Here is a 17,166-nt window from a genome sequence, read left to right as displayed (position 1 = left end):
CGATACCCGCCCCCGAACAAGGTGTAGGGGCGCGGAGATGCTGCGCGGATTGTCGATCCGGGACATGCTTCTGATCGACCGGCTGGACCTCGAGTTTCAGCCGGGGCTGAACGTGCTGACAGGCGAAACCGGCGCGGGCAAGTCGATCCTTCTGGACAGCCTCGGCTTCGTCCTCGGGTGGCGCGGCCGGGCCGAACTGGTGCGACAGGGCGCCGAGAAGGGCGAGGTCACGGCCGAGTTCGACTTGCCGATCGACCACCCGGCGCGGGACGTCCTGCAAGAGGCCGGGATCGACGTCGAAGACGAGCTGATCCTGCGGCGCACCAACGCCGCCAACGGGCGCAAGACGGCCTGGATCAACGACCGGCGGGCCTCGGGCGACATCCTCCGCCGTGTCTCCGAGTCGCTGGTCGAACTGCATGGCCAGCACGACGACCGGGGCCTTCTTGACCCGCGCGGGCACCGGGCGCTTCTCGACGAATTTTCCGGCGCGGATGCGGCCCTCGCCGAGACCCGCACCGCTTGGAACACCCGGGCGGCAGTCGCGCGCAAGCTGAAATCGGCCGAGGCGGCGTTGGAGACTGCGCGGGGCGAAGAGGACTACCTGCGCCACGCGGTCGAGGAATTGGACCAGCTCGACCCGCAATTGGGAGAGGATGCCGAGCTGGACACGCTTCGGCGCCGGATGCAGTCGGCTGAGCGGGTGCGCGAGGATATCATCCGCGCGCATCAGGCGCTTGGACCCAAAGGCGCAGAGGGGCTTCTGGGGGACGCTGCACGCTGGCTGGACGGAGCGGCGGAGGGGGCCGAGGGTGCGCTCGACGCCCCGATGGAAGCCCTCGCCCGCGCGCTGAACGATCTGGCCGAGGCCGAGCAGGGCGTGGCGCAGGCGCTGGATGCGCTGGATTTCGACCCCTCCGAACTTGAGCGCGTCGAGGAAAGGCTCTTCGCGATCCGGGGGCTGGCACGTAAGTACGACACGCTTCCCGATGCGCTCGGCACCCATGCGTCCGACCTGCGCGCACGGCTCGAAGCGCTCGACGCGGGGGAGGGGGACATCGCCGATCTTCGGACGGACCTGGCCCGCGCGGATGCCGCCTATGCCGCTGCCGCAGACCGGCTGAGCGCGATCCGGCGCGACGCGGCCACCCGGCTGGATGCCGCTATGGCAGCCGAGCTTGCGCCGCTCAAGATGGAGCGGGCGGTCTTCACGACGCGCGTCGAGCCCGTGCAGCCGGGCCCCGAGGGCAACGACGCGGTAGAGTTCGCGGTCGCGACCAACCCGGGCGCGCCGGCCGGGCCGCTGGGTCGGATCGCCAGTGGAGGCGAGCTGTCCCGGTTTCTGCTGGCCCTGAAGGTCTGCCTGACGCGCGAGGCCGAGGGGCTCACCCTAATCTTCGACGAGATCGACCGTGGCGTCGGCGGCGCCACGGCGGATGCCGTCGGGCGGCGCCTGCAGGCTTTGGCCGACGGGGCGCAGGTACTGGTCGTCACGCATTCGGCGCAGGTGGCGGCGAAAGGAACTCACCATTGGCGGGTCGAAAAGCGCGTGGCGGACGGGGTGACGACCTCCCATGTTGTGCCCCTCGGCGAAGGGGCGCGTGTCGACGAGATAGCCCGGATGATCTCGGGTGATACGGTTACGGACGAGGCGCGCGCGGCGGCACGGACGCTTCTGTCAGGGCCGACCTTGGCACGCTCGAATTGACGAAAGCTGAACGTTTCTAATTCTCGCGATAATCTGTCGGGGTCAGGCCCTCGGACCGTGCGGCCATCGTCTCGGCACGCTCGTGGATGTCCGTGTTTTGCGCGGCGACGCAGAGCCAGCCACGGTCCCGGCGCGACATGACGAAGGTCATCACGGTGCGCCGGATGCCCAGCTCCGCGGCGTCCGGCCCGCGCTGGCCCTCCAGCGTGAAGCGCACATGAACCACGGCCACATCGTCGCCCAGCCGCCGCACGCGCGTGCGTCCGACCCTCAGCGTGCTGTTCGCGAAGATGCGGTCGAAGCCATATGCGTGGGATGCCTCGATTTGTCCGCGTCTTCTCCACCACAGGCCGACGACGTTCACGAAATCTGCATCTTCGGCGAAGAGGCTGGCAAGCATCGAGGCATCTCGCTCCATCCAGGCGGCGCGGAAGGCGGCGGGCATTTCCTCGGGTCGATCGATCATGGATGTAGCGTGGCACGGGCGGCGTGTGCGCTCCACAGGTTTCGCTTCACGCGAGCCGCGGCTAGAAGGAGGGCAGTCACGAGGGCGATGTAGATGGCCGTTCCCAAGGCGGCGAGAAACTGGACACTGATCGACGCGGCCATGACGCGTGGCCGCCGGGGCTGGGCCGTGCTCCGCGACCAAGGTCCGGGACAGGTGCAGTTCTGGTTCCTGGCACTTCTGATCGGAGTGGGGTCGGGATTCGCGGCACTGTTCTTTCGGCTGGGGATCGATCTGCTGCAATCCGCCCTCTACCGGGTAGAGGACGTGACTCGGCTCGCCTCGGCGACACGTGACCTGCCATGGTACCTGTTCATCCTGTGGCCGACGCTGGGCGGATTGGCGGTCGGGTTGCTCTTGTTCAAGCTGTCCCCCGATGGGCGGGTCAGGGCGGTGGCAGACGTGATCGAGGGCGCGGCGCTGCGCGACGGACGGGTCGAGACGAAGGTAGGGCTCGCGTCGGCGCTGGCCTCGCTGATCACGCTGGGTTCGGGCGGCTCTTCCGGGCGGGAAGGGCCCGTGGTTCATCTGGCCGCGGTGATGGCAACCTGGGTCAACGACCTGATCCGGGCCCGCGGGATCACGGCACGCGACCTGCTGGGCTGTGCGGTGGCGGCCGCCGTCTCGGCTTCGTTCAACGCGCCGATCGCGGGTGCGCTCTTCGCGCTCGAGGTGGTGCTGCGCCACTTCGCCGTCCACGCCTTCGCACCGATCGTCATCGCCTCGGCGATCGGGACGGTGATCAACCGGATGGAATTTGGTGGCGTCACCGAATTCGACCTGAACCAGCAGTCGCCGCTGGAGTTCTATGTCGAGCTGCCGGCCTTCCTGCTCCTCGGGCTGGTCTGCGGGGCGGTGGCGGTGATCCTCATGCGGGCCGTCTTCTGGACCGACGACCGCGGCGAGGCGATCCGAGCCCGGTTGGGCGTGGCGCCGTGGATCCGCCCGGCGGTGGCCGGCGCGATGTTGGGGTGCATCGCCATCTTCTTCCCGCAGATCATCGGCGTGGGCTACGAGACGACGTCGCTCGCCCTGACCGGCGAACTGCTGATGCGCGAGGCCATCGTTATCGCCATCGTCAAGGTTGCGGCGGTTGCGATCACCATGGGTGGACGGATGGGCGGTGGCATCTTCTCGCCTTCGCTGATGGTCGGGTCACTCGTCGGCCTGTCGTTCGGCCTGATCGCCACGGCGGTTTTCCCCGCGGTGTCGGGCAGCGCGACGCTCTATGCGCTCGCCGGCATGGGCGCGGTCGCGGCGGCGGTGCTGGGGGCGCCGATCTCGACGACGCTGATCGTGTTCGAGCTGACCGGAGATTGGCAGACGGGCCTGGCGGTAATGGTCGCCGTCTCGACCTCGACGGCACTGGCCTCGCGGTTCGTGGACCGTTCGTTCTTCCTGACCCAGCTGGAGCGGCGCGGCGTCCACCTGTCCAAAGGTCCGCAGGCGTACCTTCTGTGCATGTTCCGCGTGATCAACGTCATGCGACCATCGGATCACGCCCGCGCCATCCCCACCGACGACGTGTGGGAGGCGCTGGAATCCGGCGTCTACATCGAGCCGAACGCGACGCTCGAGAAAGCCATGCCGATGTTCGAGGAGACCGCCCGCATGTGGCTGCCCGTCGTGCGGATCGGGGGCGAGGGAGAGGCACCCCAGATCCTGGGGACGCTGCACCATGTCGATGCGCTGGCGCGCTACAACAAGGCCCTCGCCGCTACCGCGGCGGAGGAGCATAGCTGAGCTTCGTCAGACCTGCTCGACCGTGACGCCCTCGGAGGCGAAGGCAAGGTGGCCGGCGATTTCGCCAACCTCGGACTTGGGTTCCTCGTAGGACCAGGCGGCGTCAGGGATCGTCACCGACTTTGTCTGGATCGAGAAATAGCTGGCCTCGCCCTTGTGGGGGCAGGTGGTGCGCGTGTCGCTCAGGTCGAGGAAGGTCATCGCCACGTCGTCCCGCGGAAAGTAGATGACGGGGTCGTAGCCGGCCTCGTCGAGGCGCAAGGCCCGCGTCGATTCGCCAAGGACCGCGCCCCCGGCGCGGACGACCCAGGTGCCGTCGGCCTCGCGGATTGTGATGTCAGCAGCCATGATCGTGTCCCTCCGTCAGGCGCGGCGACCTTACCAGCCGCGCGGCATCAAACAAGACCTTTCGCAGGCTCATAGCGGCGCGGTCGCCCGGCCGACCCACTCGGCCACTTCCGGCGTCAGACGCCCGGCCATGCGGCTGGCGACGCCCGCGTGATAGGTGTCGATCCAGGCCCGTTCGCCCGGCGACAGCGCGGCGACGTCGATCAGGCGGCGGTCGATGGGCACCCAGGTCAGCGTCTCGAAGGACAGCATCTCGCGGTCGTCCTGGCCCGGCAGGTCGTGGGCCGGTTCGACCGCCACGAGGTTTTCCAGCCGAATGCCGAACGCGCCCTCGCGGTAGTAGCCCGGCTCGTTCGACAGGATCATCCCCGCCTCCAGCGGCGTGGTCGAGATGCGCGAGATCCGCTGCGGGCCCTCATGGACCGAAAGGTTGACCCCGACGCCATGACCGGTGCCGTGGTCGTAATCCAGCCCATGCCGCCAGAGCGGCGCGCGGGCCAGCGCGTCGAGGTCGCGCCCGGCGAGGCCCTTGGGCCAGCGTGCGCGGCTGAGGGCGATCATCCCCTTCAGCACGCGGGTGAAGGCGGCGATCTGTTCGTCCGTCGGCGCGCCGATGGCGACGGTGCGCGTGATGTCGGTCGTGCCATCTTCGTACTGGCCGCCCGAATCCACCAGCAGGGGCTCGCCCGCGACCAGCGCGCGGTCTGTGTCGTGGGTCACGCGGTAGTGGACGATGGCGCCGTGGGGTCCGCTGCCGGCGATGGTCTCGAACGAGATGTCCTCTGCGCCCGCCTCGCGCCGGAAGCCTTCGAGCGCGGTCACCACGTCGATCTCGGTCACGCGCGCGCCATCCAGCACGCGGGTTTCAGTCTCGCTCAGCCACTGGAGGAACGCGCACATCGCCGCCCCGTCGCGCAGGTGGGCGAGGCGGGTGGCGGCGATCTCGGCCTCGGTCTTGCGCGCCTTGGGTAGTAGGCAGGGGTCGGAGGCCCAGGCGATCTCGACGCCGCTTTCCTCGAGCGCGTGGCCGAAGATGTAGGGCGCGCTGTCGCGGTCGATCCGGACCGGCCCCGACAGTTGCGACAGGGCCTGCACGATGGACTCGGGCGGGAACAGCGGCAGGCCGAGGTCCAGGTCGCCCAGCTTGGCCGCGTCGATGAAGAGGCGCACCTCGCGGGTGCCGGCCTCGATCAGCGCGAAGGCGTGGGGGACCGGGTTACGGGGGATGTCGCTGCCGCGGATGTTCAGAAGCCACGCGATCGAGTCGGGCAGGGACAGGACGGCGAAATGCTGGCCCGCGGCGTCGAGCGCGGCGCAGATCTCCTCGATCTTCTGGGCGCGGGTCTTGCCGGCGATGTCGTCGGGGAACAGGCGGACGGGGCCTTGCGGCGGGGCGGGCTGGTCGGTCCAGACGGCATCCACCGGGTTCGGCTCGACCGGGACGACGCCGATGCCGGGGGCGAGGCGGTCGCGCAGGGACTCGATCTCGGCGCGGGTGTGGAGCCACGGGTCGAAGCCGACTCGGGCGCCCTGGCCCAGATGCTCGGCCAGCCAGTCGCCGGCCTTCACCTTGGGGAAGGGGACGGGGGTGAAGCAATAGGCCACCTGCTCCTTCACCTGCACGGTGTAGCGCCCGTCGACGAAGATGCCGGCCGCGTCCGCCGTCACCACGCAGAAACCCGCGGAGCCGGTGAACCCGGTCAGCCAACGCAGGCGCGCGTCGCGGTCGGCTACGTACTCGCCCTGGTGCGCGTCGGCGCGGGGGACCAGCAGGGCGTCGAGCCCGGCTTCGGCCATCGCCGCGCGCACCGCAGCCAGCCGCTCGGGGCCCTTGTCGCGCTCGCCCGCGGTCTCGAAGGTCTGGAACATCGCGTTCCCTCGTCTTTCTGTGTGGTTTCGTCAGGCGACCTTGCGGCGGCCCATCCAGCGATCGCGCTTGCGCTTGTCGACTTCGAACAGGGCGGCAAGCTGGTCGGTGATCGCACCGGCCAGTTGTTCGGCATCGGTGATCGTCACCGCGCGGTCGTAGTAGCGGGTCACGTCGTGGCCGATGCCGATGGCGCAGAGTTCGACCGCCTTCTTGCGCTCGACCATGGCGATCACGTCGCGCAGGTGTTTCTCGAGGTAGTTCGCCGGGTTCACCGACAGGGTCGAATCGTCCACCGGCGCGCCGTCCGAGATCACCATGAGGATCTTGCGCTGCTCGGGCCGTCCGGCGAGGCGGCGGAACGCCCATTCCAGCGCCTCGCCGTCGATGTTTTCCTTCAGCAGGCCCTCTTTCATCATCAGGCCGAGGTTCGCCCGCGCCCGCCGCCACGGCGCGTCGGCGGATTTGTAGATGATGTGGCGCAGGTCATTCAGGCGGCCGGGCTGGGCGGGGCGGGCTTCGCCTAACCACGCCTCGCGCGACTGTCCGCCCTTCCAGGCGCGGGTGGTGAAGCCCAGGATCTCGGTCTTCACGTCGCACCGTTCGAGCGTCTGGGACAGCACGTCCGCGCAGATCGCCGCGATCGAGATCGGGCGGCCGCGCATGGACCCCGAGTTGTCCAGCAGGATCGTCACGACGGTGTCGCGGAATTCGGTGTCCTTCTCGACCTTGTAGCTCAGGGGCGTGGTGGGCGACGCGACCACGCGGGCCAGTCGGCCGGCGTCCAGGATGCCTTCCTCGCGGTCGAACTCCCAGCTTCGGTTCTGCTTTGCCTGAAGTCGACGTTGCAGCTTGTTGGCAAGGCGCGAGACGGCGCCCTTCAGCGGTTCGAGTTGCTTGTCGAGATATGCGCGCAGGCGCTCGAGCTCGGCCGGTTCGGCCAGATCCTCGGCGCGGATGATCTCGTCGTGCTCTTGCGTGAAGACGCGGTAGTTGATGTCGAAGTCCGAGACGGGCTGCGGGGGCGGGGGGTCCTGCGCCTCGTCGCCCTCGGGCATGTCGGATTCCTGGCCCTCGGACGCGTCGGCCATGTCGTCGGCCGAAACCTGCGCCTGGCTTTCGTCCTGCTGGGTCTCCTGGCTCTGGTCGGGGGCGGCCTCCTGGTCGTCGCCGTCTTCCTGGTCGCCGCCGGTCTCGTCGGGCTGGTCCTGCTCGTCGGGCTCGGCCTCGGCATCGTCGCCCTCGTCGTCGTCCCCCTCGCTGTCGGGGTCGTCGCCCAGCTGGTCGCCATAGCCCAGGTCGTCGATCACCTGCCGCGCCATCCGGGAGAAGCGCGACTGGTCGGACAGGGCGTCCTGCAACGATTCCAGTGTGCTGCCGGCTTGCTTTTCGAAGTGCTGGCGCCAGAGGTTGGCGACATGCTCGGCCCCCTCGGGCAGGTCGCGCCCCGTCGCCATCTGGCGGATCAGGTAGCCGGCCGCGACCGAAAGCGGGGCCTCTTCCTTGGCGACGATGGACTTGTAGCCCTTGCGCGCGGCCTCGGCCTCGATCTTGGTGTCGATGTTCTTCGCGGTGCCGGGCATCGAGCGGGCGCCCATCGCCTCGCAGCGGGCATGCTCCATCGATTCGAAGATCTCGCGCGCAAGATCGCCCGGCGGCGCGTAGCGGGTGTGGGTCGAGGCGTCGTGGAAGCGGCGGCGCAGGGCGAAACTGTCGGCGGTGCCGCGCGCCAGCATCACCTCTTCGCGGGTCATCCGGCGCGAGATCTGCGGCAGGCGCAGCCCGTCGTTCGAGATGCCCGCCGGATCGGTGGTGAAGGTCACGCCCATCTCGGCATCGTTGGCGAGGGTGCGCGTGGCCTCGGCGAGGGCCTTCTTGAACGGGTCGGCGGGATTGTCGTCGCGGGTGCTCATGTCGCTCAATCTAGTCGGTCGCGCGGCAGGCACAATGGCGCAGGGCCCACGCGCGAGGAGGTGCCGCAGGAAAGCAGGAAACAAATCGGCGAGGCGACGGTTGAGAGGGCGACGTGGCCGCGTCTTTCTTGTTCCGTATCCTGGAGGAGAGAGATGCCTATTTCGATCAAATGTCTCGGCACGACCGCAATGGTCGCGCTGCTTTCGCTGTCTGCCCCCACCGCATTCGCGCAGACGGACACCGCCACCGGCGACGCCCAGACCGGCACGTCGGGCGATGGCGTGACCCCCGTTCAGGACGTGCTCGACGCGGCACAGCTCGGCCCGTCGACGACGGGTTCAGACCCGTCGGCCGACGCGACCGCGACCGGTGAACAGTCGAGTGACGGTTCCCTGGAAGAGATGATGGACGCCGAAGACGTTCCCGCCACCGACGGCACGAACCAGACCCAGGGTGCGGGGACCAACTCCGACCCCGCGGGCAACACCCCCGGCGACATTCAGCCGCCCGAGGGTGACATCAACACCCTGGAGGGCCAGCAGACCGGCCAGTCGAGCCAGATGGGTCAGGCGGGCCAGATGGGTCAGGCGGGCAGTTCCGGTCAGGCCAGCGAGTCGCAGAGCCGGGCGATGATGCTCGACCTCGACGGGTTCGCCCAGCAGATCTACGAGCGCGGCTACCGGCAGGGCTATCTGAGCGGCCTCTCGGACGGCCGGCAGCAGGTGATGCAGCACATGCAGCAGCAGATGAACCGGCAAGAGCGTGACCGTCTGCGCGGCGAAGAGCGTCCCCAGCAGCGGGGAGAAGGCAACGCCCAGCAGGGCGACAGAAGCTCGCAGCAGAGCAGCGGGACGTCGCAAGGGTCCGGCGGTTCGGTCATCGTGCTTCCGCCCGGTGTCAGTCCCGAAGCCTTCGTCGAAGAACTGATGCGCCGCAGCCAGTGACAGGTGCACCTTGGCCACGCCGAACGCCCGGTGCCGACATCCGTCGGCCCGGGTGCTTCCATGTATGGTGATGCGATCGGAGCGCGGGAAAGGCGGCGCCGCCATGTCGCGAGGGTCGGACGGGGCGTCACCCCCGGCCAATGGTCTCACCGGTGAGAACCGTGGACAGGCCTGTCCGATTGCCAGGCCGGACGGGCCCTCTGGTCTCGCTGATCTTCCTGCTGCGCGCCGAGGGGGTATGCGGGCGCGCGCCTTTCGCGGCGGTTAAGCCTGCGGACGGTCAGCCGAGCGAGGCGCTCGCCGCGCTTTCAGGCAGTTCCTCGTCGAAGCAGCGCTGGTAGAACTCGGCCACTGTCTCGCGCTCCAGCTCGTCGCACTTGTTCAGGAACGACAGGCGGAAGGCATATCCGATATTGCCGAAAATCTCCGCATTCTGCGCCCAGGCGATCACCGTCCGGGGGCTCATTACCGTCGACAACTCGCCATTCATGAAGGCCGTCCGCGTCAGCGAGGCGACGGTGACCATCTGCCCGATGATCTTCTCGTCGAAACGCGGCAGCTTGGACTGAACGATGGCCTTCTCGGCCTCGTGGGGCAGGTAGTTCAGCGTGGCGACCAGCGACCAGCGGTCCATCTGGCCCTGGTTGATCTGCTGGGTGCCGTGATACAGGCCGGTCGTGTCGCCCAGGCCCACGGTGTTCGACGTGGCGAAGAGGCGGAAGAACGGGTGGGGGTGGATCACCTCGTTCTGGTCGAGAAGCGTCAGCTTGCCGTCGACCTCGAGCACCCGCTGGATCACGAACATCACGTCCGCGCGGCCAGCGTCATACTCATCGAAGACGATGGCGGTCGGGTTGCGCAGCGCCCAGGGAAGGATACCCTCCTGGAATTCGGTGACCTGCACGCCGCCCTTCAGCTTGATCGCATCCTTGCCGATCAGGTCGATCCGGCTGATGTGGCTGTCGAGGTTCACGCGCACCGCCGGCCAGTTCAGACGGCTCGCGACCTGTTCGATGTGGGTCGACTTGCCGGTGCCGTGGTAGCCCTGGATCATGACGCGGCGGTTGTGCTCGAATCCGGCGAGGATGGCGAGCGTGGTGTCGGCGTCGAAGCGGTAGGTCTCGTCGCGGGCGGGAACACGCTCGGAGGGTTCGGCGAAGCCGTGGACGACCATGTCGGTGTCGATGCCGAAGGTCTCGCGCACCGAAATCTCGGTCTTCGGGATGGCGCTGATGTCGAGGGTTCCGTCGGCCATGTGCGGCTCCTTGTCTCCCGGCCCATTCCGGGGCGTGTGTCTAGCGTGCGGCGTGGTGCAACATATGCCCCGCGCCTGCAAGGCCAAGCGGAATTTCGGGCTGCCGTTGCGTGGCGGGGCAGGCGGTGTTCACATCCTCGCCAGTAATGCTCCAACTGGCCGAGCGGGTCCCCATATTTCCCTTGCACCAAGGCCAGATCCCGGGAGGACCCATGGACCGCCGCATGTTCCTGACGACCACGACCGCCTTCGCCCTTGCCGCACCGATGGCCCGCGCGGCCGCGGGCTTCGAGGTGAGCCTTTCCGAGGCCGAATGGCGCAAGCGCCTGACGGACGCGGAATACACCGTCATGCGCGAAATGGGCACCGAGCGCGCCTTCTCGTCGCCGCTGAACGAGATCAAGGCCAGCGGGACCTACCACTGCAAGGGCTGCGACCAGGCGCTCTATTCCTCCGAGACGAAGTTCGAATCCGGGACCGGCTGGCCGTCCTTCTGGGCGCCGCTGCAAAATGCCGTTGGAACGAAGCCCGACCGCGGGCTTTTCACCACCCGGACCGAGGTTCACTGCGACCGCTGCGGCAGCCACATGGGCCATGTCTTCGATGACGGGCCACAGCCGACGGGCCAGCGCTACTGCATGAACGGCATCGCGATGCGGTTCGAGCCGGCCGGCTCCGGCGAGGCGCTGGCGGGCTGAGGCCCCTGCACCGACACGAAAATGGCGCGTCCGGAGGCCCGGGCGCGCCATTTTGTTTGTGCCGGACGGACAACCCTCAGGTGAAGTTCCGGCTGTCCTTGATCTGATCCCAGGCCCAGACGACCTCGGCCAGCTGCTCTTCCTGGCTGCGGTCGCCGCCGTTCATGTCGGGGTGCAGCACCTTGATGAGCCCCTTGTAGGACTTGCGGATCTCGGCCTTGGTCCAGTGGTCCTTGGCTTCGAGGATGTCGATCGCGCGACGCTCGGTCGGGGGCAGGCGCTTGGTCGAACCGCCCGTCGCCGACTTGCCGGGGTTCTGCGTGGCGTTCTTGCCCAGCACCTGGTGCGGGTCGTCCACGCCAAGCCGCGCCCAGGCCTTGTGCTCGTCCGAGCGCCAGGGCTTCGTGCCGCGGCCCCAGACCTTGTCCTGCGAGATCTGGTCCGAAAATTCCTCTTCGGTGGTGCCGTTGAAGAAGTTCCACTTCAGATTGTATTCGCGCACGTGATCCTTGCAGAACCACAGGTACTCGTCGAGATGGTCGGGCGAGCGGGGCGCGCGATACACGCCCTTTTCCTCGCAGCCGGGGTGCTCGCACCCGCGGGTCGAGGTCTCGAACGCGCCGGACATGCCCCGCTTGCCGCGCGGAGCCTTCTTCTTTGCGGCCGAGACGCGCATATCGAATCCGAAGGGATCGCTTTTCGACATGGATGGCTCCTTGTCCTGTCCGGATACGAGAGTTTAGAGATCTGACCCCAGAGGGGAAGAGGAAAGGTTGTCTAATGGCAGTTGCCGACGAGATCAAATCACGGCTGGAAGAGCGGTTTTCGCCACGCGACCTGGAGGTCGAGGACGAGTCGGCGCTCCATGCCGGCCACGCCGGCGCACCCGCGGGCGGCGAGAGCCACTTCGCGGTGCGGATCCGCGCAGCCGAGCTGGCCGACATGTCCCGCGTGGCGCGCCACCGGGCGATCCATGCCGCGCTGGGGCCGGAGCTGGTCGGGCGCATCCACGCGCTGGCCATCGACGCGGACGGCTGAGGGCGCTCAGTCCCGCCGCGGCGGGGTCAGCGACGGCGCGCTGCCTTGTGGCGCGTCGTCGCGGCGGGCCGACAGGGTCGGGCGAAACTGCCCGGTGTCGTCCAGCGCAGCCTCGGCCTCGCGCGGAGCGGGATCGGGGGCGTACTGTTCGGCTGCGCGGGGCGGCTGATCCTCGTAGGTTTCGGTCTCGACCCAGCGGCGGAAGACCAGCACGCTCAGCCGCTCGATCTTCTTCTTCGAGAACAGGCCGCCCTTCACCTCGGTGTCGATGGTCTCGCTGCTCTGGAATTCCCAGCCGTCGCGGCCCTCGGCGTTCAACGCCTCGGCCATCGACACGGCGAACCTGCCCTCGGGCGATTTCACGCCCTTGACGCGGGGGACGGATTTCGGCGCCGGCACGACGCGATATTCGAAATAGGACATGGCACCCTCGGTTCGCTACCGAACGGGGTCTAGGGCAAGGTCAACCGGAGGCGCAAGCCCGGTGGCAGCCGCGAAACGATTCCCGCGGGGAATCCGCCCCCCCGACATTTCCGTGGAACCCATGATCACACAGGCCGTTGCCGTGCTAACTCTATTCGAAGGAAAGGAATCCCCAATGCGCTTCTTCGCAGTCCTCGCCAGCCTCGGCATTCTCGCCGCGTGCAACACCGCCGGCACGACCGACGCCACCTACGGCACGACCAACGAGACACTCGGCCAGCAGATTGCCCAGCCGACCGATGGTTTCGAGAACGAAACCGCCATCGACGACTGAGGCCAAGTTGCCGGATCGGGCGTCCGGCACTGCCATTTTCGGAAGGCGCGGCTCTGTCGGGGCCGCGCCTTCGTCGTGTCAGAGGCCCAGCTTCTGCGCCACGATCTCGTTCACGGCCTTGGGGTTGGCCTTGCCGCCGGTGGCCTTCATCACCTGGCCGACGAACCAACCGGCGAGCTTGGGGTTGGCCTGCGCCTTCTGGACTTGGTCGGGATTGGCGGCGATCACCTCGTCCACCGACGTCTCGATCGCGCCGGTGTCGGTGACCTGCTTCATCCCACGATCCTCGACGATCGCGGCGGGGTCGCCGCCCTCGGAATAGACGATCTCGAACAGGTCCTTGGCGATCTTGCCCGAGATGTCGCCCCGCTTGATCAGCGCCACGATGGTGCCGAGCTGCTGTGCACCCATCGGGCTGTCGGCGATGTCGCGATCGTCCTTCTTGAGACGCCCGAACAGCTCGTTGATGACCCAGTTCGCCGAGGCCTTGCCGTCGCCCGAGGCCTTCGCGACCTCTTCGAAGAAGGCGGCGTTCTCGACCTCGGCGGTCAGGACGCCCGCGTCGTATTCGGTCATGCCGTATTCGGTGACGAAGCGCGCCTTCTTCTCGTCCGGCAGCTCGGGAAGGGTGGCCGCGATCTCGTCCACCCAGTCCTGCTCGATCTCGAGCGGCAGGAGGTCCGGATCGGGGAAGTAGCGGTAGTCATGCGCCTCTTCCTTCGAGCGCATGGACCGCGTCTCGCCCTTCTCGACGTCGAAGAGGCGGGTTTCCTGCACGACCTTGCCGCCGTCCTCGATGATGGCGATCTGGCGACGGGCCTCGACCTCGATGGCTTGCTGGATGAAGCGGGTGGAGTTCATGTTCTTGATCTCGCACCGCGTGCCCAGATGGCCGAAATCGCCGGTCTCCTGATAGCGTTCGTAGTCGCCGGGGCGGCAGACCGACACGTTCACGTCCGCGCGCAGGTTGCCGTTCTGCATGTCGCCGTTGCAGGTGCCGAGGTAGCGCATGATCTGGCGCAGCTTGAGGATGTAGGCGGCGGCCTCTTCGGGGCCGCGGATGTCGGGGCGGCTGACGATCTCCATCAGCGCGACGCCCGTGCGGTTGAGGTCCACGAACGAGTTGTTCGGGTCCATGTCGTGGATCGACTTGCCGGCATCCTGTTCGAGGTGGATGCGCTCGATCCGCACCAGCCGCGCGACGCCGGGGCCCATGTCGACCAGCACTTCGCCCTCGCCCACGATGGGGTGGTAGAGCTGGCTGATCTGGTAGCCCTGCGGCAGGTCGGGGTAGAAGTAGTTCTTGCGGTCGAAGGCGGATTGCAGGTTGATCGCCGCCTTCAGGCCCAGGCCCGTCTTGACCGCCAGCGCGACGCAGCCGTTGTTGATGACCGGCAGCATCCCCGGCATTCCGGCATCGACGAAGGCGACGTTGGAATTGGGCTCGGCGCCGAACTGGGTCGAGGCACCCGAGAACAGCTTGGCCTGGCTGGCCACCTGCGCGTGGACTTCGAGGCCGATGACAAGCTCCCAGTCGTCCTTGGCGCCCTGGATGACCTTGGCGGTCGGGGCTTCGTAGGTCAGGTCGAGCATGGCGCATCCCTCCGGTCTGGTACCGCCCGCGTCGTATATCTGCCGAAGCGCAAGCGCAACTGAGCGATCCGTTGCCGACCTGCAACCGTCAGACTTTCTTTGCGGGCGGCCATTGGTCTAGGGAACCGGTGCCGGCCGCCTCGAGGGCCGGTGCCTGGATTTCAGACACATGCGCTTCATCACGGTTCTTCTCGCCTGCGCCGGCCTGTCGGCCTGCGTCACCACCGCCCCCGAGGCCGATGCGACCGCCGGCACGGTGCCGACGATGCGCTGGGACTTCCGCCCCGACGCCGGCACCTGGACCGAAGGCACCCTGAATGCGCTGGAGTCCCACGGGGCGGCGCTGCCCGCGATGATCCCGGTCGACATCGCCGAATGGTGCCCCGACTACGCCAACAAGACCGAGGAAGAACGCGCCGCCTTCTGGGCCGGCCTCTTCTCGGCGCTCGCCAAGCACGAGAGCACGTGGCGCCCCGAAGCCGTCGGTGGCGGCGGCTCGTGGTTCGGCCTCGTGCAGATCTCGCCCTCGACCGCGCGCGCCTATGGATGTGCCGCGACGACCGGCTCGGCGCTGAAGAACCCGGTCGCCAACCTCAGCTGCGGCGTGCGGATCGCGGCGGCGCAGGTGACCAAGCGCGGCTCGGTCAATACCGGCATGCGCGACTGGGGCCCGTTCCACTCGTCCTCGAAGCGCGCCGAGATGGCCGCCTGGACCCGGGCGCAGCCCTACTGCAAGGCGCCGACGGCCTGAGCGGCCGTTGCCTTGGCCGCCCCGGTCGGGCTAGGTTCCGTGATGCGACGTCTGGCCCTGATCCTCTGCGCCTGCCTCGGTCAGCCCCTCTGGGCGGCCGACATTCCCCGTCCCGAGCCGCGCCCCTATGTCGAGACGGTGCCCGTCACGATGTGGGACTTCCGCCCCGAAAGCGACCGCTGGTCGCTTGCCGCGATGGCGGCGCTGAAGCAGCACGGAAGGCGCCTGGTCGACCACACTCCCCGCGACATCCAGCGCTGGTGCCCCGGCTACGCCCGCGCCTCGGAGGCTGACCGGCGCGCCTTCTGGGTCGGGTTCCTGTCGACGCTCGCCAAGCATGAAAGCCGCTGGCGACCCGGCGCAGTCGGGGGCGGGGGGCTTTGGTACGGGCTGTTGCAGATCCTGCCGGCGACGGCCCGCGGGTATGGGTGCGTGGCGGATAGCGGGGACGAGTTGAAGAACGGGTCGGCGAACCTGTCCTGCGCCATCCGGATCATGGCCCGCACCGTTCCCCGCGACGGCGTGATTCACGCCGAAACCCCGCGCTGGAGCGGCGTCTCCGCCGATTGGGGGCCGATGCGATCCACCGCCAAGCGGACCGAGATGCGCGAATGGCTTCGCGCCCAGCCCTATTGCCAGATCAGCGTCAGCCCGCGCCCGCTGCGCAGGCCGGTGCCGGACGCGCTGGTGATGGGGCCGGTGGTCGACGAGGTTCCCCCGCTGCCGCGCCCCGACGAGACCGGACCGTCGCTGCCGCCGGCCTCGGATACCTCCGGCCCCGTCGTGCAGAGCGAGCCGCCCCTGTCGATTTCGGCTGACTTGCCGCGGTTCAGCGACAGCCCCGTGCTGCGCCGGCCCGTCAGGTAGGTGGCAGGAGGCGATCCGGGACCGCCTCCTGCGATCAGTCAGTCGGGGATATCGCCCGACAGACCCTCGACGTAGAAATCCATGCCGAGCAGGGTCTCGTCATCCGCCGTCTCGCCTTCGGCCAGCCATTCCGTGCCGTCCTGACGATTGATCGGGCCGGTGAAGGGGTGCACTTCGCCGCTGGCGATCTGCTCTTTCAGCGCGAGCGCGTCGGCCTTCACGTCCTCGGGCACCGCGTCCGAGATCTCGCCGATCTCGACCATGCCGTCGCCGATGCCCTGCCAGACCGACTGGCTTTCCCAGGTGCCGTCGACCACCGCCTGAACGCGATCGATATAGTAGGGCGCCCAGTTGTCGATGATCGAGCTGACCCGCGGCATGGGGGCGTATTCGCTCATGTCCGACGCCTGGCCGAAGGTGATGACGTTGCCGGCCTCGGCCGCCGCGGCCTGAGGCGCGGTGGAGTCGGTGTGCTGCAGGATCACGTCGGCGCCGTTCTCGATCAGGGCGCGGGCGGCATCGGCCTCTTTGGCGGGGTCGAACCAGGTGTAGGCCCAGATGACGTTGAATTCGACATCCGGGTTCACCTTCTTGGCAGCGAGATACGCGGCGTTGATGCCGCGGATGACCTCGGGGATCGGGAACGAGCCGATATAGCCGATCTTGTTCGTCTCGGTCATCTCGCCCGCGATCAGGCCCTGGACGGCGCGGCCTTCGTAGAAGCGGGCCGAGTAGTTCGCCACGTTCTCGGCCGTCTTGTAGCCGGTCGCGTGCTCGAACTTCACGTCGGGAAACTTCGCCGCGACGTTCATCGTCGGGTCCATGTAGCCGAACGAGGTGGTGAAGATCAGGTCGGCGCCCGACAGCGCCATCTGGGTCATGACCCGCTCGGAATCGGCGCCTTCGGGAACGCTTTCCTGGTAGACAGTCTCGACCTGGTCGCCGAAATGCTCTTCGACGGCAAGGCGCGCGGCGTTGTGTTCGTAGGTCCAGCCACCGTCACCGATCGGCCCGACGAAGACGAAGCCGACCTTGACCGGATCGGCGGCGTCCTGTGCGAAGGCGGGGGCGGCCAGCAACGCCGCGGCGGTGCAGAGCAGTGTTCTGCGAAGCATATGGAATCTCCCTGTTGGTATGAGGATAGTGTGCGCCCCCCGCGGCGGGCGCAAGCGTCGTAA

General features: G+C 68.0%; 17 protein-coding genes. 8 read left to right on the top strand and 9 right to left on the bottom strand.

What is annotated here, in order from left to right; genetic code table 11:
- The first annotated feature begins 37 nt into the window (after positions 1 to 37).
- Complete coding sequence (recN, locus tag PAM7066_RS03840; protein ID WP_085852832.1) at positions 38 to 1,708, top strand: DNA repair protein RecN; 1,671 nt, start codon at positions 38 to 40, stop codon at positions 1,706 to 1,708.
- Positions 1,709 to 1,724: 16 nt separating this feature from the next.
- Here the strand turns inward: recN and PAM7066_RS03835 are convergent, their stop codons facing one another.
- Entirely contained in the window at positions 1,725 to 2,174 is a 450-nt protein-coding gene (locus PAM7066_RS03835; RefSeq protein ID WP_085852831.1) for an SgcJ/EcaC family oxidoreductase, read from the bottom strand.
- Between the two features lie 93 nt (positions 2,175 to 2,267).
- On the opposite strand from PAM7066_RS03835, the gene PAM7066_RS03830 reads away from it, so the two are divergent.
- Complete coding sequence (locus PAM7066_RS03830; RefSeq protein WP_085852830.1) at positions 2,268 to 3,956, top strand: chloride channel protein; 1,689 nt, start codon at positions 2,268 to 2,270, stop codon at positions 3,954 to 3,956.
- Positions 3,957 to 3,962: 6 nt separating this feature from the next.
- Here the strand turns inward: PAM7066_RS03830 and PAM7066_RS03825 are convergent, their stop codons facing one another.
- The 3 genes from PAM7066_RS03825 to cobT all read right to left on the bottom strand — a co-directional run bounded on the left by PAM7066_RS03825 (position 3,963) and on the right by cobT (position 8,084).
- Positions 3,963 to 4,304, bottom strand: a complete 342-nt coding sequence (locus tag PAM7066_RS03825) for a DUF427 domain-containing protein (protein ID WP_085852829.1) — start codon at positions 4,302 to 4,304, stop codon at positions 3,963 to 3,965.
- Positions 4,305 to 4,373: 69 nt separating this feature from the next.
- Entirely contained in the window at positions 4,374 to 6,173 is a 1,800-nt protein-coding gene (locus tag PAM7066_RS03820) for an aminopeptidase P family protein (protein ID WP_085852828.1), read from the bottom strand.
- 30 nt (positions 6,174 to 6,203) lie between these two features.
- Positions 6,204 to 8,084, bottom strand: coding sequence for a cobaltochelatase subunit CobT (gene cobT, locus PAM7066_RS03815; protein ID WP_085852827.1), 1,881 nt, complete (start codon positions 8,082 to 8,084; stop codon positions 6,204 to 6,206).
- 153 nt (positions 8,085 to 8,237) lie between these two features.
- Between cobT and PAM7066_RS03810 the strand changes: the two genes are divergently transcribed.
- Positions 8,238 to 9,029 (top strand): hypothetical protein, encoded by a 792-nt coding sequence (locus PAM7066_RS03810; RefSeq protein WP_085852826.1) that lies wholly within the window; start codon positions 8,238 to 8,240, stop codon positions 9,027 to 9,029.
- A 280-nt stretch (positions 9,030 to 9,309) separates the two neighbouring features.
- Here PAM7066_RS03810 and PAM7066_RS03805 read toward each other — a convergent pair whose 3' ends face one another.
- Complete coding sequence (locus tag PAM7066_RS03805; RefSeq protein WP_085852825.1) at positions 9,310 to 10,284, bottom strand: AAA family ATPase; 975 nt, start codon at positions 10,282 to 10,284, stop codon at positions 9,310 to 9,312.
- 212 nt (positions 10,285 to 10,496) lie between these two features.
- Between PAM7066_RS03805 and msrB the strand changes: the two genes are divergently transcribed.
- Positions 10,497 to 10,982, top strand: a complete 486-nt coding sequence (gene msrB / locus PAM7066_RS03800; protein ID WP_085852824.1) for a peptide-methionine (R)-S-oxide reductase MsrB — start codon at positions 10,497 to 10,499, stop codon at positions 10,980 to 10,982.
- A gap of 76 nt (positions 10,983 to 11,058) precedes the next feature.
- On the opposite strand, the gene PAM7066_RS03795 is transcribed toward msrB, so the two are convergent.
- Positions 11,059 to 11,688: a J domain-containing protein gene (locus PAM7066_RS03795; protein WP_085852823.1), complete on the bottom strand. Its 630-nt coding sequence runs from the start codon at positions 11,686 to 11,688 to the stop codon at positions 11,059 to 11,061.
- 74 nt (positions 11,689 to 11,762) lie between these two features.
- On the opposite strand from PAM7066_RS03795, the gene PAM7066_RS03790 reads away from it, so the two are divergent.
- Positions 11,763 to 12,020 (top strand): BolA family protein, encoded by a 258-nt coding sequence (locus PAM7066_RS03790; protein WP_085852822.1) that lies wholly within the window; start codon positions 11,763 to 11,765, stop codon positions 12,018 to 12,020.
- Positions 12,021 to 12,026: 6 nt separating this feature from the next.
- Here the strand turns inward: PAM7066_RS03790 and PAM7066_RS03785 are convergent, their stop codons facing one another.
- Positions 12,027 to 12,443 carry a hypothetical protein gene (locus tag PAM7066_RS03785; RefSeq protein ID WP_085852821.1) on the bottom strand — a complete coding sequence of 139 codons (417 nt, stop codon included), beginning with the start codon at positions 12,441 to 12,443 and terminating at the stop codon, positions 12,027 to 12,029.
- A gap of 175 nt (positions 12,444 to 12,618) precedes the next feature.
- On the opposite strand from PAM7066_RS03785, the gene PAM7066_RS18840 reads away from it, so the two are divergent.
- Complete coding sequence (locus PAM7066_RS18840; protein WP_175484576.1) at positions 12,619 to 12,777, top strand: hypothetical protein; 159 nt, start codon at positions 12,619 to 12,621, stop codon at positions 12,775 to 12,777.
- 78 nt (positions 12,778 to 12,855) lie between these two features.
- Here the strand turns inward: PAM7066_RS18840 and gatB are convergent, their stop codons facing one another.
- Positions 12,856 to 14,370 (bottom strand): Asp-tRNA(Asn)/Glu-tRNA(Gln) amidotransferase subunit GatB, encoded by a 1,515-nt coding sequence (gatB, locus tag PAM7066_RS03780; protein WP_085852820.1) that lies wholly within the window; start codon positions 14,368 to 14,370, stop codon positions 12,856 to 12,858.
- Between the two features lie 169 nt (positions 14,371 to 14,539).
- On the opposite strand from gatB, the gene PAM7066_RS03775 reads away from it, so the two are divergent.
- Together PAM7066_RS03775 and PAM7066_RS03770 are read left to right on the top strand one after the other, a co-directional pair.
- Positions 14,540 to 15,121 carry a transglycosylase SLT domain-containing protein gene (locus tag PAM7066_RS03775; protein WP_085852819.1) on the top strand — a complete coding sequence of 194 codons (582 nt, stop codon included), beginning with the start codon at positions 14,540 to 14,542 and terminating at the stop codon, positions 15,119 to 15,121.
- A 42-nt stretch (positions 15,122 to 15,163) separates the two neighbouring features.
- Positions 15,164 to 15,988 carry a transglycosylase SLT domain-containing protein gene (locus PAM7066_RS03770; RefSeq protein WP_085853272.1) on the top strand — a complete coding sequence of 275 codons (825 nt, stop codon included), beginning with the start codon at positions 15,164 to 15,166 and terminating at the stop codon, positions 15,986 to 15,988.
- 38 nt (positions 15,989 to 16,026) lie between these two features.
- On the opposite strand, the gene PAM7066_RS03765 is transcribed toward PAM7066_RS03770, so the two are convergent.
- Positions 16,027 to 17,103 carry a BMP family ABC transporter substrate-binding protein gene (locus PAM7066_RS03765; RefSeq protein ID WP_085852818.1) on the bottom strand — a complete coding sequence of 359 codons (1,077 nt, stop codon included), beginning with the start codon at positions 17,101 to 17,103 and terminating at the stop codon, positions 16,027 to 16,029.
- Positions 17,104 to 17,166 lie beyond the last annotated feature (63 nt).

Origin of the sequence: Palleronia marisminoris, assembly GCF_900172315.1 — a bacterium.
Taxonomy (GTDB): Bacteria; Pseudomonadota; Alphaproteobacteria; order Rhodobacterales; family Rhodobacteraceae; genus Palleronia; species Palleronia marisminoris.
The sequence above is the reverse complement of the archived record's forward strand: the minus strand, read 5'-3'. Positions and strand labels throughout refer to the sequence as shown.